The sequence below is a fragment of the Pseudomonas sp. B6002 genome (genome assembly GCF_013385985.1).
In the GTDB taxonomy this organism is placed as follows: Bacteria; Pseudomonadota; Gammaproteobacteria; order Pseudomonadales; family Pseudomonadaceae; genus Aquipseudomonas.
This window is the reverse complement of the sequence record NZ_JACAOY010000002.1, coordinates 311304-325496: the sequence shown is the minus strand read 5'-3', so window position 1 is coordinate 325496 and position 14193 is coordinate 311304. Positions and strand designations below refer to the sequence as shown.

16 protein-coding genes are annotated in these 14193 nt (G+C 61.9%); 8 read left to right on the top strand and 8 right to left on the bottom strand.

What is annotated here, in order from left to right:
• Positions 1–67: 67 nt before the first annotated feature.
• The gene (locus HX792_RS02650; protein WP_176994639.1) at positions 68–997 is read right to left on the bottom strand and encodes a metal ABC transporter solute-binding protein, Zn/Mn family; all 930 of its coding nucleotides are present in this window, start codon (positions 995–997) and stop codon (positions 68–70) included.
• 58 nt (positions 998–1055) lie between these two features.
• On the opposite strand from HX792_RS02650, the gene HX792_RS02645 reads away from it, so the two are divergent.
• From HX792_RS02645 to HX792_RS02630, 4 genes are read left to right on the top strand one after another with little or no spacing between them, the layout of a single operon-like run.
• Positions 1056–1538, top strand: a complete 483-nt coding sequence (locus HX792_RS02645; protein ID WP_371319321.1) for a Fur family transcriptional regulator — start codon at positions 1056–1058, stop codon at positions 1536–1538.
• Complete coding sequence (znuC, locus tag HX792_RS02640) at positions 1538–2323, top strand: zinc ABC transporter ATP-binding protein ZnuC (protein WP_176994638.1); 786 nt, start codon at positions 1538–1540, stop codon at positions 2321–2323. Before HX792_RS02645 ends, znuC begins: the two co-directional genes overlap by 1 nt.
• Complete coding sequence (znuB, locus tag HX792_RS02635) at positions 2316–3104, top strand: zinc ABC transporter permease subunit ZnuB (RefSeq protein ID WP_176994637.1); 789 nt, start codon at positions 2316–2318, stop codon at positions 3102–3104. The genes znuC and znuB overlap by 8 nt, the downstream gene beginning before the upstream one ends.
• A gap of 37 nt (positions 3105–3141) precedes the next feature.
• Positions 3142–3861, top strand: coding sequence for a PA5502 family lipoprotein (locus HX792_RS02630; RefSeq protein ID WP_176994636.1), 720 nt, complete (start codon positions 3142–3144; stop codon positions 3859–3861).
• A 106-nt stretch (positions 3862–3967) separates the two neighbouring features.
• Here HX792_RS02630 and katE read toward each other — a convergent pair whose 3' ends face one another.
• Positions 3968–6097 carry a catalase HPII gene (gene katE / locus HX792_RS02625; protein ID WP_176994635.1) on the bottom strand — a complete coding sequence of 710 codons (2130 nt, stop codon included), beginning with the start codon at positions 6095–6097 and terminating at the stop codon, positions 3968–3970.
• A gap of 229 nt (positions 6098–6326) precedes the next feature.
• On the opposite strand from katE, the gene HX792_RS02620 reads away from it, so the two are divergent.
• From HX792_RS02620 to HX792_RS02610, 3 genes are read left to right on the top strand one after another with little or no spacing between them, the layout of a single operon-like run.
• The gene (locus HX792_RS02620) at positions 6327–7334 is read left to right on the top strand and encodes a methionine ABC transporter ATP-binding protein (RefSeq protein WP_176994634.1); all 1008 of its coding nucleotides are present in this window, start codon (positions 6327–6329) and stop codon (positions 7332–7334) included.
• Positions 7334–8008 (top strand): methionine ABC transporter permease, encoded by a 675-nt coding sequence (locus HX792_RS02615; RefSeq protein ID WP_078739990.1) that lies wholly within the window; start codon positions 7334–7336, stop codon positions 8006–8008. Before HX792_RS02620 ends, HX792_RS02615 begins: the two co-directional genes overlap by 1 nt.
• 51 nt (positions 8009–8059) lie before the next feature.
• Positions 8060–8830, top strand: coding sequence for a MetQ/NlpA family ABC transporter substrate-binding protein (locus HX792_RS02610; protein WP_176994633.1), 771 nt, complete (start codon positions 8060–8062; stop codon positions 8828–8830).
• 288 nt (positions 8831–9118) lie between these two features.
• Here HX792_RS02610 and HX792_RS02605 read toward each other — a convergent pair whose 3' ends face one another.
• From HX792_RS02605 to HX792_RS02585, 5 genes are read right to left on the bottom strand one after another with little or no spacing between them, the layout of a single operon-like run.
• On the bottom strand, positions 9119–9754 hold the full coding sequence (locus HX792_RS02605; RefSeq protein ID WP_176994632.1) for an SCO family protein: 636 nt from the start codon (positions 9752–9754) through the stop codon (positions 9119–9121).
• Complete coding sequence (gene cyoE, locus HX792_RS02600) at positions 9751–10650, bottom strand: heme o synthase (protein ID WP_176994631.1); 900 nt, start codon at positions 10648–10650, stop codon at positions 9751–9753. The genes HX792_RS02605 and cyoE overlap by 4 nt, the downstream gene beginning before the upstream one ends.
• Positions 10638–11717 (bottom strand): heme A synthase, encoded by a 1080-nt coding sequence (locus HX792_RS02595; protein WP_176994630.1) that lies wholly within the window; start codon positions 11715–11717, stop codon positions 10638–10640. The genes cyoE and HX792_RS02595 overlap by 13 nt, the downstream gene beginning before the upstream one ends.
• Positions 11718–11727: 10 nt before the next feature.
• Positions 11728–12321: a hypothetical protein gene (locus HX792_RS02590; RefSeq protein WP_176994629.1), complete on the bottom strand. Its 594-nt coding sequence runs from the start codon at positions 12319–12321 to the stop codon at positions 11728–11730.
• Positions 12287–13051: an SURF1 family protein gene (locus HX792_RS02585; protein WP_176994628.1), complete on the bottom strand. Its 765-nt coding sequence runs from the start codon at positions 13049–13051 to the stop codon at positions 12287–12289. Before HX792_RS02585 ends, HX792_RS02590 begins: the two co-directional genes overlap by 35 nt.
• 44 nt (positions 13052–13095) lie before the next feature.
• Here HX792_RS02585 and HX792_RS02580 point away from each other — a divergent pair, with 44 nt between their 5' ends.
• Entirely contained in the window at positions 13096–13299 is a 204-nt protein-coding gene (locus tag HX792_RS02580) for a twin transmembrane helix small protein (protein WP_176994627.1), read from the top strand.
• A 6-nt stretch (positions 13300–13305) separates the two neighbouring features.
• Here the strand turns inward: HX792_RS02580 and HX792_RS02575 are convergent, their stop codons facing one another.
• Entirely contained in the window at positions 13306–14193 is an 888-nt protein-coding gene (locus HX792_RS02575; protein WP_176994626.1) for a cytochrome c oxidase subunit 3, read from the bottom strand.

Below are 14193 nucleotides of genomic sequence, written 5' to 3'. Positions count from 1 at the left end.
ATAGCGATGTGTCAGTCGACATCGCTATCGCAGGCAAGCCAGCCCCCACAGGATCATGCGGTGACGGTTAGAGCGACTCCAGACAACCCGCCAGATCATTGCCCAGCTTCTCCAGCACCTGCTCATACCCCTGAGCGGTGGCGGGCGTGTACCCACCCAACGCATCCAACTCCGCCAGCTTCACCGGCAGACCCGCCACCAGCGTCTCAGCCAAGCGCGGGCGCAGTGGCGGCTCGCTGAACACACACGTCTTGCCCACTTCCTGCAATCGCGTGCGCATCGCCGCCACGTGCTGGGCGCCCGGCTGCACTTCGGCGGCCACGCTGAACACGCCGGTGTGCTTGAGCCCGTAAGCGTCTTCGAAGTAGTCGAACGCCTCGTGGAACACAAAGTAAGGCTTGTCACCCACGGTTGCCAGGCGAGCCTTCAGACGGGCATCCAGGGCATCCAGACGCTCATCGAACGCCTTCACGTTGCTCTGGTACCGCGCGGCATTAGCCGGATCGGCAGCGCTAAGGTCCGTTGCCATGCGCGCTGCGATCACGCGGGCATTCACCGTCGACAACCACAGATGCGCATCCAGGCTGCCTGGTCGGTGATCGTGATCATGTTCGTCGGCATCATCGGCGTGGGAGTGGCTATCTTCGGCGAAACGACGCAATTTCATGCCCGGCAGATCCTGCACGGCCACGGTCGGCAAGCTGCGCCCCTTGAGCACGCGCGGCAGGAAGCTCTCCATGTCCGGGCCGATCCAGTACAGCAGGTCCACCGACTGCACGCGCCGTACGTCGGATGGGCGCAACGCGTAGTTATGCGGCGAGGCACCCGGTGGCAGCAACACTTCCGGAATGGCCACGCCGTCCTGCACAGCAGCGGCAATCAGCTGCAACGGCTTGATGCTGGTCAGCACCTTGACCTCGGCCTGAGCGGCACCCGCAATGAACAAACTGGTGACAAATACGACAAAAACGGGAAAAAGTCGGGACACGATGACCACTCAATGGCGTAGGAACGGGTAACATAATAACGTCTCTATCAAATGTCTGTCGCCGCTCATGCCTAAAACACCGCTTGCCAGCCGTCCCCACGACCACTCTCACTGCGTGCATACCGCGCTGTCAGAAGCCGACACCCTCTGCACGCAGAAGGGTTTGCGCCTGACCGCTCTGCGTCGTCGCGTGCTGGAACTGGTGTGGCAGAGCCACAAGCCGCTGGGCGCCTACGACATCCTGGGCGTACTCAGCGAGCAGGATGGCCGCCGCGCCGCGCCGCCGACCGTGTACCGTGCGCTGGACTTCCTGCTGGAAAACGGCTTGGTTCACCGCATCGCCTCGCTCAACGCCTTTGTCGGCTGCAGCCACCCGGAACACGCGCACCAGGGCCAGTTCCTGATCTGCCGCGAGTGCCACGCTGCCATCGAGCTTGAACAAAAAAGCATCAGCGACGCCATCATCAAGAGCTCTGCCGAAGTCGGTTTCAAGGTCGAAGGGCAAACGGTCGAAGTGGTCGGCCTGTGCTCGGGCTGCCAGGGGGCTTGATGAGCAATGCGTTAATCCGCCTGGAGCAGGTCGGGGTCACATTCGCCGGGCAAAACGTGCTGGATAACATCGCGCTCAGCGTGGAGCCCGGGCAGATCGTCACCCTGATCGGCCCCAACGGCGCCGGCAAGACTACTTTGGTGCGTGCGGTGCTTGGCCTGCTCAAGCCTGACAGCGGCACAGTGTGGCGCAAACCCAAGCTGCGCGTCGGCTACATGCCCCAGAAGCTGCACGTCGACCCAACCCTGCCACTCTCCGTGCTGCGCTTCCTGCGCCTGGTGCCCGGTGTGGACCGTACCCGCGCACTGGCTGCGCTCAAGGAAGTCGGCGCCGAGCAGGTGATCGACAGCCCGGTGCAAAGCATCTCCGGCGGCGAAATGCAGCGCGTGCTGCTCGCCCGTGCACTGTTGCGCGAACCCGAATTGCTGGTGCTGGATGAGCCCGTGCAGGGCGTCGACGTCGCCGGCCAGGCCGAGCTGTACAGCCTGATCACCCGCCTGCGCGACCGCCATGGCTGCGGCGTGCTGATGGTCTCCCACGACCTGCACCTGGTGATGAGTACCACCGACCAGGTGGTGTGCCTCAACCGCCACGTGTGCTGCTCCGGCCACCCGGAACAGGTCAGCGGCGATCCGGCCTTCGTCGAGCTGTTCGGCAAGAACGCCCAAAGCCTGGCGATTTACCACCACCATCACGACCACGCCCATGACCTGCATGGCGCCGTAGTCGACGATCCCGCAACACCCCACACCCACGTTCATGGAGATAGCTGCAAGCATGGCTGATTTTCTGCTGTACGCCCTGCTGGCAGGCTTGGCTTTGGCGTTGGTGGCGGGCCCGTTGGGCTCGTTCGTGGTCTGGCGGCGCATGGCCTATTTCGGCGACACGTTGTCCCATGCCGCGCTGTTGGGCGTGGCCATGGGTTTCCTGCTGGATGTCAGCCCGACCATCGCCGTAACCGTAGGCTGCCTCTTGCTGGCGGTACTGCTGGTGACCCTGCAACAGCGCCAGCCGTTGGCCTCCGACACCCTGCTCGGCATCCTGGCACCTAGCACGCTGTCCCTGGGCCTGGTGGTGCTGAGCTTCATGCATGAAGTGCGCATCGACCTGATGGCCTACCTGTTTGGCGACCTGCTGGCGATCAGCCCCACCGATCTGGCCTGGATCCTCGGCGGCAGTGCCGTGGTGCTGGTGTTATTGGTCACCTTGTGGCGCCCACTGCTGGCGATCACCGTGCACGAAGAACTGGCCACGGTTGAAGGTTTGCCCGTGCCGACCCTGCGCATGGCCCTGATGCTGTTGATCGCGGTGGTGATCGCTGTCGCGATGAAGATTGTCGGCGTATTGTTGATCACGTCGCTGTTGATCATTCCCGCAGCCGCCGCCCAGCGCCACGCCCGTTCACCGGAGCAGATGGCGATCGGCGCCAGCTTGTTGGGGATGCTTGCAGTGTGCGGGGGCCTGGCGTTGTCCTGGTTCAAGGACACGCCGGCCGGGCCATCGATTGTGGTCACGGCCGCCGCCCTGTTTCTGCTGAGTTTTGTCCTGCCCCGTCGAGGGGTGTAGACTTGCTCGCTTTTTGCGCAAATAGAGAGTCGCAGGAATGAAGCCGTTCACCGCCCGTTATCTGCTCCTTGCCGCATTTTCCCTGCTGCTGGGCGCCTGTCAAAGCACACCGCCCGCGGCCCCCGAGGTCCCGGACGCACGCGCTGCGGCCATCGCGCAGCTGGAACAAAACCTGGCCAGCAGCGAGCTGGCCACCGCCGAAGACGAACTGGCCGCACTGCAGGCCCAGTCGCCTAATGACCCGACGCTGGAGCCCTACCAGCGTCAATTGGCCGAAGCCTACCTGCAGCGCAGCCAAATCGTGCTGCAAAAAGGTGACGTCAACGCCGCCGCGACCGCCCTGAGCCGTGCCCGTGCACTGATGCCCAAGGCACCCGCACTCACCGGTGGCGTCAACAGCGCCATCAGCCACGCCCGCAAAGCCGAGCTGGACAAAGCCGAAGCCGCGCTGAAGGCCGCCGAAGCCAAGCCCGTCGCCAAGGTCATCGACCCGGCCGCTGAAAGCACGACGGTGGCACTGAACCTCACGGATATCGAAGAACTGCGCCATCAACTCGATGCCATCGCCACCGACGTGGTGAACTACCAGTGCGACGTGAGCATCCAGGCACCGCGCACCGAGGACTACCCGTGGTTGGCCACACTGCTGACCAAACGGGTGAAGCGCATTGATTCGGCGTATGACCTGAAGATTCACCGGCAGATCTTGAAGAAGATTCCGGCGCAGATTGTGTTGATTCCGCGCAAGGCGCAATAAAGCAAAAAGCATCGCAGGCAAGCCAGCTCCCACACTTGAATGTATTCACACTTCAAATGTGGGAGCTGGCTTGCCTGCGATGACAATCTAGCAGTCAACCAAACGCTTAAGCCGGAATCGCCTTGGCCTTAGCCTCCCGATCCCAAACCCGGTGCTGCGCAATCGCCGCCACAAACGCCTTCAACGCCTTGGCATCCCCGCCCACGATCAACCCTGCATCCGACTCCAGCTTGAGCAGGTCCACCAACTGCTTCGCCTCACCGGCCACCGCAATCGCCTTCAGATGCTTGTATGCCTCCAGCAGGTAATGCAGCGCCACGCCATCTTCACTCAGGGCCTTCACCGATTTCGCCCCACCTGGCACAAACACCGCGTCGAACGCCACCGACGGCAAGCCTTCCATCGACGCGTCCACCGGCAGGCTCTTGCCATCAGCCGTGGTCACTGGCGCCGACGTCGGCCCCAGCAATTTGGCATGGGCACCTTCGGCCTTGAGCACTTTCTTCAGCGCCTCGATCGCCGCGCCGTCCACGCCGTTGGCCGCCAGGATCGCCACCTTGCGCGTCTTGATGTTGCCGGGCAGTAGATTGGCTTGGCTCAAGGCTGGTGAGCGCGACAACGAGGTTTTGCGCTCCGGCACCGTACCTTTTTTGGGCACCGGCAACCCGAGGTTCTGCGCCACACGCTTGGCAAGCTCGAGGTCAATGTTGGCCAAGATCTCATTCACCTGTCGCGCTCGAATGAACTCACGCTCCACCTTGCCCAGCTCAAAGCTGTAGGCCGCAATGATGTGCTCTTGCTCGTGCTTGCTCATGCTGCGGAAAAACAGGCGCGCCTGGGAGAAGTGATCGCCAAACGATTCGCTGCGCTCGCGCACTTTATGGGCATCGATACGCTCGTAGTAAGACTCAAAACCACCGTCCTGTGCAGCAGGAGGCGTTTCCTTCGGCCAGCCACCGTCGATGGAGTTGGGTTCATAGGCCGCACGCCCTTTGTCTATCGTGGTGCGGTGCATGGCATCGCGCTGGCCATTATGGAACGGCGCCACCGGGCGGTTGATCGGCAACTCATGGAAATTCGGGCCACCGAGCCGGCTGATCTGCGTATCGGTGTAGGAAAACAGGCGACCTTGCAGCAACGGATCGTTAGAAAAGTCGATACCCGGCACGATGTGGCCTGGGCAGAACGCGACCTGCTCGACTTCTGCAAAGAAGTTATCCGGGTTGCGGTTCAGCACCATTTTGCCCAGCGGGGTGATGGGCACCAGTTCTTCAGGGATCAACTTGGTCGGATCGAGAATGTCGAAGTCGAATTTATGCTCGTCCTCCTCGGCAATTACCTGCACACCCAATTCCCACTCAGGGTAATCGCCCATCTCAATCGCTTCCCATAGGTCGCGGCGGTGGTAGTCGGTGTCTTTACCGGCGAGCTTTTGCGCTTCATCCCAAACCAGCGAGCAGGTGCCAGCCGTAGGGCGCCAGTGGAACTTGACGAAGTTGGACTGCCCTTCGGCATTGATGAAGCGGAAGGTATGTACGCCAAAGCCCTGCATGCTGCGCAGGCTTTTAGGAATGGCCCGGTCAGACATGGCCCAAATCACCATGTGCGCCGACTCAGGCTGCAGCGACACGAAATCCCAAAACGTATCGTGGGCCGAGCCGCCTGTAGGAATCTCGTTGTGAGGCTCAGGTTTTACCGCGTGAACAAAGTCAGGAAACTTGATTGCGTCCTGAATGAAAAACACCGGCATGTTGTTGCCGACCAGGTCGAAATTGCCTTCGTCGGTGAAGAACTTCACCGCGAAACCTCGCACGTCGCGCACGGTATCGCCAGAGCCACGTGGGCCTTGCACAGTGGAAAAGCGCAGGAACACCGGGGTTTTATGGCCGGGATCGCGCAAGAACCCTGCCTTGGTCAGTGCCGAATGGTTTTCATAGGTCTGGAAGTAGCCATGGGCACCAGTGCCTCGCGCATGCACGATACGCTCCGGGATACGCTCATGGTCAAAGTGCGTGATCTTTTCACGCATGATGAAATCTTCCAGCAGCGAAGGCCCGCGTGCGCCGGCCTTCAAGCTGTTCTGATTATCGGAAATCTTCACACCTTGGTTGGTGCGCAGGGCCTGGCCGGTCGCGTCGGAGCGGAATGCTTCCAAGGCCTGAAGTTTGGCGTTGGTGTTCTTGCGGTCCAGGGTATCGGTGCCGGCGAGTTCGCTCTTTGGCTTTTTCGTGCTCATCAGTCAAAACTCCTTATTCGGACCCAGGCACGGCACCTGGGTGATCGGGCTGCCTAAGTAGTGACTGATGGGGTTTTGGCCCGTTCCTTTTTTATGACCTTTGATCGCGTTATTGCCAAATCGATGGATGAATGCGAAATAAATGCTAAGAAAGACTATACGGACAGGCTAAAATGCGCGCCCGGCTAACCGCTGATCCCTTTTCCATGCGCCCCACAAGGTTCGCTACGTGATCGAGTTTCATAACGTCCATAAAACCTACCGCGTCGCCGGTAAGGATATCCCCGCGCTGCACCCCACCAGCCTGCGCGTCGAGAACGGCCAGGTGTTTGGCCTTATCGGCCACTCGGGTGCGGGTAAAAGCACCCTGCTGCGCCTGATCAACCGCCTTGAAGAGCCAAGCGGCGGCCAGATCACGGTAGATGGCGAAGAAGTCACCGCCCTGGATGCCAACGGCCTGCGCCGTTTCCGCCAGCAGGTCGGGATGATTTTCCAGCACTTCAATTTGCTGGCGTCCAAGACCGTCGCCGACAACGTCGCGCTGCCGCTGACCCTGGCCGGCGAATTGTCGCGCAAGGAAATCGACCTGCGCGTGGCTGAGCTGCTCGCCCGCGTTGGCCTGTCGGACCACGCCAAGAAGTACCCGGCCCAGCTGTCGGGCGGCCAGAAGCAACGCGTCGGCATTGCCCGCGCCCTGGCGACCAAGCCGAAGATCTTGCTGTGCGACGAAGCCACCAGCGCCCTCGACCCGCAGACCACCGCCTCGGTGCTCAAACTGCTGGCCGAGATCAACCGCGAATTGAAGCTGACCATCGTGCTGATCACCCATGAAATGGACGTGATCCGCCGCGTGTGCGACCAGGTGGCCGTGATGGACGCCGGCGTGATCGTCGAGCAAGGCTCGGTGGCTGAAGTATTCCTGCACCCACAGCACCCGACCACCAAGCGCTTCGTGCAAGAAGCCGAGCAGGTCGACGAAGGCGAACAGCGCGATGTGTTCGCCCACGTGCCGGGGCGCATCGTGCGTCTGACGTTCCAGGGCGAAGCGACCTACGCGCCTTTGCTGGGTACCGTCGCCCGTGAAACAGGTGTGGACTACAGCATCCTCGCCGGTCGTATCGACCACATCAAAGACACCCCCTACGGCCAATTGACCCTCGCCGTCACCGGTGGGGACATGGAAGCCGCCTTCGCCCGCTTTACCGCGGCTGACGTTCACATGGAGGTCCTGCGCTAATGGACGTTTTGTTGAGTTTCTTCGCCAATATCGACTGGTCGGAAATCTGGCTCGCCACCGGCGACACCATGACCATGCTGTTCGGCTCACTGTTCTTCACCGTGGTGCTCGGCCTGCCGCTGGGCGTGCTGCTGTTCCTGACCAGCCCGCGCCAGCTGTTCGAGCAAAAAGGTCTGTACGCCTTTCTGTCGTTGATCGTGAACATTCTGCGCTCGCTGCCGTTCATCATCCTGCTGATCGTGATGATCCCCTTCACCGTGCTGCTCACCGGCACGTCGCTGGGCGTGGCCGGTGCGATCCCGCCGCTGGTGGTCGGCGCGACGCCGTTCTTCGCACGCCTGGTGGAAACTGCCCTGCGTGAAGTGGACCGCGGCATCATCGAGGCCACCCAGTCCATGGGCGCTACCACGCGCCAGATCATCACCAACGCCTTGCTGCCCGAAGCACGCCCCGGCATTTTCGCGGCGATTACGGTGACGGCGATTACACTGGTGTCCTACACGGCAATGGCCGGTGTGGTCGGAGCCGGTGGCTTGGGTGACCTGGCGATCCGCTTTGGTTATCAGCGCTTCCAGACTGATGTGATGGTGGTCACCGTGGTGATGCTGTTGATCCTGGTGCAAATTCTGCAAACCGTCGGCGACAAGCTGGTGGTGCATTTTTCTCGAAAATAACGGCCATTGCCGGCCACAAGCCGGCACATGCCCGAACAAGGAGCTTGTTGGATGAAAAAACTACTGGTTGCTTTCGCCGCCGTTGCCGCGTTTTCCGCCCACGCCGAGACCCTCACGGTCGCTGCGTCGCCTGTGCCCCACGCGGAAATCCTGGAGTTCGTGAAACCTGCACTCGCCAAAGAAGGCGTGGATTTGCAGGTCAAGGTTTTCACCGACTACGTGCAGCCAAACGTACAGGTGGCTGAAAAGCGCCTGGACGCCAACTTCTTCCAGCACCAGCCGTACCTGGATGAATTCAACAAGGCCAAGGGCACTCACCTGGTGAGCGTTGGCGCGGTGCACCTGGAGCCCCTGGGCGCCTACTCCAGCAAGTACAAGAAGCTGGACGACCTGCCAAACGGTGCCAACGTGGTCATCCCGAACGACGCCACCAACGGCGGCCGCGCCCTGTTGCTGCTGGCCAAGAACGGCCTGATCACCCTGAAGGACCCGACCAACATCCTGTCGACCATCAAGGACATCACGGCCAACCCTAAAGGCCTGAAGTTCCGCGAACTGGAAGCCGCCACCCTGCCGCGCGTGCTGACCCAGGTCGACCTGGCGCTGATCAACACCAACTACGCGCTGGAAGCCAAGCTGGACCCGTCCAAGGACGCCCTGGTGATCGAAGGCAGCGACTCGCCTTACGTGAACATCCTGGTGACTCGCGAAGACAACAAGGACTCGGACGCCGTGAAGAAGCTGGTAGCAGCCCTGCACACGCCTGAAGTGAAGCAATTCATCGAAGAGAAGTACAAAGGCGCGATCAAGCCAGCGTTCTGATGTAACCCTATCTCCCAAACACCGGAGATCAAAAAAATGTGGGAGCGGGCTTGCCCGCGATTACGGAGTGTCAGTCACCGAACAGGTTAGCTGGCCCACCGCAATCGCAGGCAAGCCAGCTCCCACAGTTGTTTTGCATTGCTAAGCCGGTGCTCAAACCCGGCACCCCCTGTAGGAGCTGGCTTGCCAGCGATGAGGCCAGCAAGATCACCTCCGGTCTCAAAGGCCCCATCGCCGGCAAGCCGGCTCCTACAGGGGGTTGTGTTGGTAGTGGGATAAGCGCAAGGCTTATTGACGCTTCAACAACACCGGCAACTGCGCCACCAATTTCTGGTTATTCAACGGCGCACGAATAAACCCACGCTGAGTCCCGTCGGGACCGATCAAGGCCAGGTTGCCGCTGTGGTCGACGGTGTAGTTGGGCTTGCTGGTATCGGCCGGAATGAACGGAATACTCACCGCGTTGGAAACCTTCTGCACATCCTCCACGTTCGCGCCAGTCAGGCCTTCAAACTGCGGGTCGAAGTAGCCCAGGTACTGCTTGAGCTGGGCCGGGGTGTCGCGGTTCGGGTCGACGCTGACCAGGATCACCTGCAACTTGTCCACAGCCTCTTTGGGCAGCTCGCTCTTGATCTGGCGCAGCTGGGCGAGGGTGGTGGGGCAGATATCCGGGCAGAAGGTGTAGCCGAAGAACAGCAGGCTCCACTTGCCCTTCAGCTCATTGACCACCACCGGCTGGCCGTCCTGGTTCGTCATGGTGACAGGCGGCAACTGGCGGCTTTGCGGCAGCAGGATGATGCCGGCGTCGATCAGTGCGGTAGGGTCGCCCTGGCCTTTGCCCGAGAGTACTTTGTTGACGGTCAGGCCCATGATCAACGCGACGATGGCCACCAGGATGAAGACGGTTTTTTGAGTTCGAGTCATAGGTTCAACAATAAGTAGTGGTCTACGAGCAGGGCGATGAACAGCAGCAGCAAGTACCAGATAGAGTACTTGAAGGTGTTGATCGCCGCGTGCGGCTGAGCGCCACGGTACAACACCAGGGCCCATTGCAGAAAGCGCCCGCCCAATAGCAGCGCACAGGCCAGGTACAACAGGCCGCTCATGTGGATCACGTACGGCATCAGGCTCACCGCGAGCAAGGCGAAGGTATAGAGCAGGATGTGCACCTTGGTGTAGTGCTCGCCATGGGTGACCGGCAGCATGGGGATGTCGGCCTTGGCATATTCCTCCTTGCGATGGATGGCTAGGGCCCAGAAGTGCGGCGGGGTCCAGGCGAAGATGATCAGCACCAGCAGCAAGGGTTCGGCGCTGACATGCCCGGTCACGGCCACCCAGCCCAACAGCGGCGGCGCGGCCCCGGCAAGGCCGCCGATGACGATGTTCTGCGGTGTCGCACGCTTGAGAAAACCGGTGTAGATCACCGCATACCCCAACAACGACGCCAGCGTCAGCCAGGCGGCCAACGGGTTGGTAAACGCCAGCAGCAGGGCCAGCCCCGCCACCGCCAGAAACAACGCAAACGCTAACGCAGCCAGCGGCGACACACGCCCTTCGGCCAGCGGGCGCTTGTGAGTGCGCGCCATCACCGCATCGATACGCCGATCCACCACATGGTTCACCGCCGCCGCGCCACCGGCACACAGGGCAATCCCCAGGTTGCCGAACACCAGCACCGCCCACGGCACCCCGGCGCGCGTGGCGAGGAACATGCCCACCAGGGAGGTGATGAGCATCAGCACCACCACTTTTGGCTTGGTCAGCTCCAAATAGTCACGCCAGATCGGCTGGCTGTGGCGTGCGCCGATCAAGGTCGCCATGGCATCTCTCCTTTAAGGGTGATGAGGCCCGATACGTGCTTGCGCGGAATGAAGCGCCAGCCAAATCGCGACGGATTGCGCACCCGGACCAGGCTGGTACGGGCGTGGTAATTGACCAGCACCAGGCTCAACAACAGCGCCGCGCCACCCGCGTTGTGCGCCACCGCCACGGGCAATGGCAGATGGAAATACACGTTGCTCAGGCCCAGGCTGATCTGCGCCGCCAGCGCGATCAGCAGCAGGCCCGCCAACCGCGTCATGCCCACTGCGCGCAGCTGCCAGGCCAGGCCCAGCAGCACCAGGGTGACGATGACCGCACCGATGCGGTGGGTCAGATGAATCGCCGTACGCGCATCGCTGTCGAGCTGCCCGCCCAGGTAATTGGGGCCGATGTGCTGGGTGAGGTGAAACCCGTTGGCAAAGTCTGCTGCCGGCCACCACTGACCGTGGCACGTGGGCAGGTCAATGCAGGCCACCGCCGCATAATTGGAACTGACCCAGCCTCCCAACGCGATCTGGCCGATCACCAGCACCAACCCCGCCGTCGCCCAATATTGCAGGCGCTTGGGCACGATCAAGGCGGGCAGCACGCCGGACAAGCGCAGGGTCAGCAGAAATAACAGGCTCAAGGTCGCGAAACCGCCAAGCAGGTGACCGGTCACCACCTGCGGCCACAGCTTGAGCGTCACCGTCCACATGCCGAACGCCGCCTGGGCGAACACCACCGCCAGCAGGAACAGCGGCAACTTCACCGGCTGGCCCGGATCACGCCGATGGCTCCATGAGCGCGCGGCCAACAGCCCGATCAACAACCCCAAGGTGCCGGCAAAGTAGCGATGGGTCATCTCGGCCCAGCCCTTGTCGGCCTCGACCGGTGTATCCGGGAAATGCAGCTCGGCATGGGCCAGTTGGGCTTCGGTCTTGGGCACGCTGATAAAGCCGTAGCAACCCGGCCAGTCCGGGCAACCCAGGCCGGCGTGGGTCAGGCGGGTATAGGCGCCGAGCAGCACAACGAACAGCGCCAGCAAGGTGGCAAACAGCGCGAGGCGAAATCCAGGCTTGGCCATGACGATGCCCTTATCCGATATTCGACAGTTTCAGCAGCAGGCGCAGGTCGTTGAGCAAGTCCTTGCCCTTGACCCTGGCGTCGTAGCGCAGCACCAGGTTGCCGTGGGGGTCGACGATCCACAGTTGCGCGTCGCCGGGTGCAGCGGCGTCCTTGGTGAAGGTCGAGAGGTCCAGCGAATAGCGTTGCAGTTGCGGGTACTCGGCCTTGAGCTTGGCCTCGTATTCGGCGCCGACCGGCTGCGCACTCGCCAGGGCGTGGCTGGCGCGAGAAGCATCGCGGCCCAGGCTGATCTGCAGTTGGCGCGCGAGGTACACCAGTTGCTGGCAATCAGCGGCGCAGGCGGTGGGCGCAGTCACCAACAGTTGCCAGCGGTCTTCGTCGGCCTGCACGCCGATGTCGGCACGGGTCTGGCCGTTGCCGATCATCTCGCCGTGGTAGCTGCGGCTGTCGGGCACCCAGAACTGCAGCTTGTACATGAAGGTGGCCAGCGCCATCGGGCCGATCACCATCATCAGGATCAGGATCAACTGCCAGCGGCCTTTGCGCCGGTCGGGCGTGGCAGGCGCGTCAGACATGTTGAGTGGATTCATGGCCGCTCCCATGGTGCTTCTCCTTTTTGTTATGCCATCCGAGGTAGAGGTAAAGCGCCAGCAGCGCCACTGCCATGGCGAACCACTGCACGGCGTACCCCACGTGTTTTTCCGGGCCCATGGCGACCACCGCCCACGCGGTGTCGTATGTACCGAGGCCGGCTTCTGCGCGCAGCTCGTAGGCAAACCCGCTGCGGCCCAGCTCGGCCCACAGGGCGGCCGGGTGCAGCGCGGTGAGCAGGCGCGGCCACTGTGCGGTGGCCGGGTCGGCATGCAGCTGGAAGGTTTCGCCAGGGGCCACGTAGACCCAGGCATCGAGGTTCACCGGCTGATCGGGGGTGGTGAAGACGGGCGGGACACGCCGGTCTGGCCAAGGCAGCCAGCCACGGTTGAGCAACAGCCATTCGCCGCTGGCCTGGTCGTGAAAGGGTTGCAGCAGTTCCACACCCGCACGGCCGTCGCGCATACGGTTGTCGAGCAACACGCTGTGTTCGGTGTCGAACTGGCCGCGCAGGCGCACGCGGCGAAAGGCCGGGTCTGCCATATCATTGAGCTGCGCACTGCTGACGGGCTCCGCCACGCGACGCTCGGCATAGCTGTCCACCAGCAGCTGCTTTTCATGGCCGCGCGACAGTTGCCAGAAACCCAGGCCCACCATCAAAGGCAGCAGCACCAGCACCACCAGCGTGGGTGCGAGCCCTGGGCGAAAGTCTTTTATGGCGGTGGCTATACTTGTTTTCATTGCCCGCCCATCTCCTCAATGCCCACCGCGCCAGGAACCCAACCATGCTCAAAGCCGCCATTGCCCTGATGCTGATCGCGACCGTCGCGAGCCTGTTCAGCGGCTTGTTCTTCCTGGTCAAGGACGAGGGCAACTCCAACCGCCTCGTCACCGCCCTGACCGTGCGTGTGGTACTGGCCGTGATCACCGTGGCGTTGATCGCCTGGGGCTTTTTCAGCGGGCAGTTGGTATCCCATGCGCCGTGGTAAGACGCGTCACAGCACGTAGACGAAGAAAAACAGGCCGATCCACACCACATCCACAAAGTGCCAATACCAACTGGCCGCCTCGAAGCCGAACTGGTGCTCGGCATTGAAGTGCCCCTTGAGGATGCGCATCAGCATCACGAACAAAATAATCGTGCCGATGGTCACGTGGGCGCCATGAAAGCCTGTGAGCATGAAGAAGGTCGCGCCGTACACGCCGGAGCCCAGGGTCAGGCCCAGTTCCTTATAGGCATGCATGTACTCCTCGGCCTGGAAGCCCAGGAACGCCCAGCCCAGCAGCACGGTGATCGCCAGCCAGATTTTCAACGCCCCGCGATGACCTTTGCGCAAGGCATGGTGCGCCAGGGTGATGGTCACGCTGGAACTGACCAGCAGGATCGTGTTGACCAACGGCAAGCCCCACGGGCTGATGGTGCCTTCGGGCGGCGGGTACAGTTTCGGGTCAGGGTTGTTGAGCAGCGGCCAGGTAAATTCGAAGTTCGGCCACAGCATGTGCGCGATGCCCTTGTGGCCTTCGCCGCCCAGCCACGGGCCGGACATGTGCCGCACATAGAACAGCGCACCGAAGAACGCGATGAAGAACATCACTTCGGAAAAGATGAACCACGTCATGCCCCAGCGGAACGAGCGGTCCATCTGTGGGCTGTACAAACCGGCGCGGCTTTCCTTGATCACCGCGCCAAACCAGCCGAACAGCATGTAGGCCAGCAACAGGCCGCCGACGAAGAAGATCCACGGGCCATGGGACTCCGGGCGCGCCGCCTTCAGGTCGTTGAACCACACGGCCAGGCCGTACACCGTGATCAACATGCCAAACGTAGCAATTATTGGCCATTTGCTTTGCGCTGGTACGTAGTACGTATCATGAGACGACAT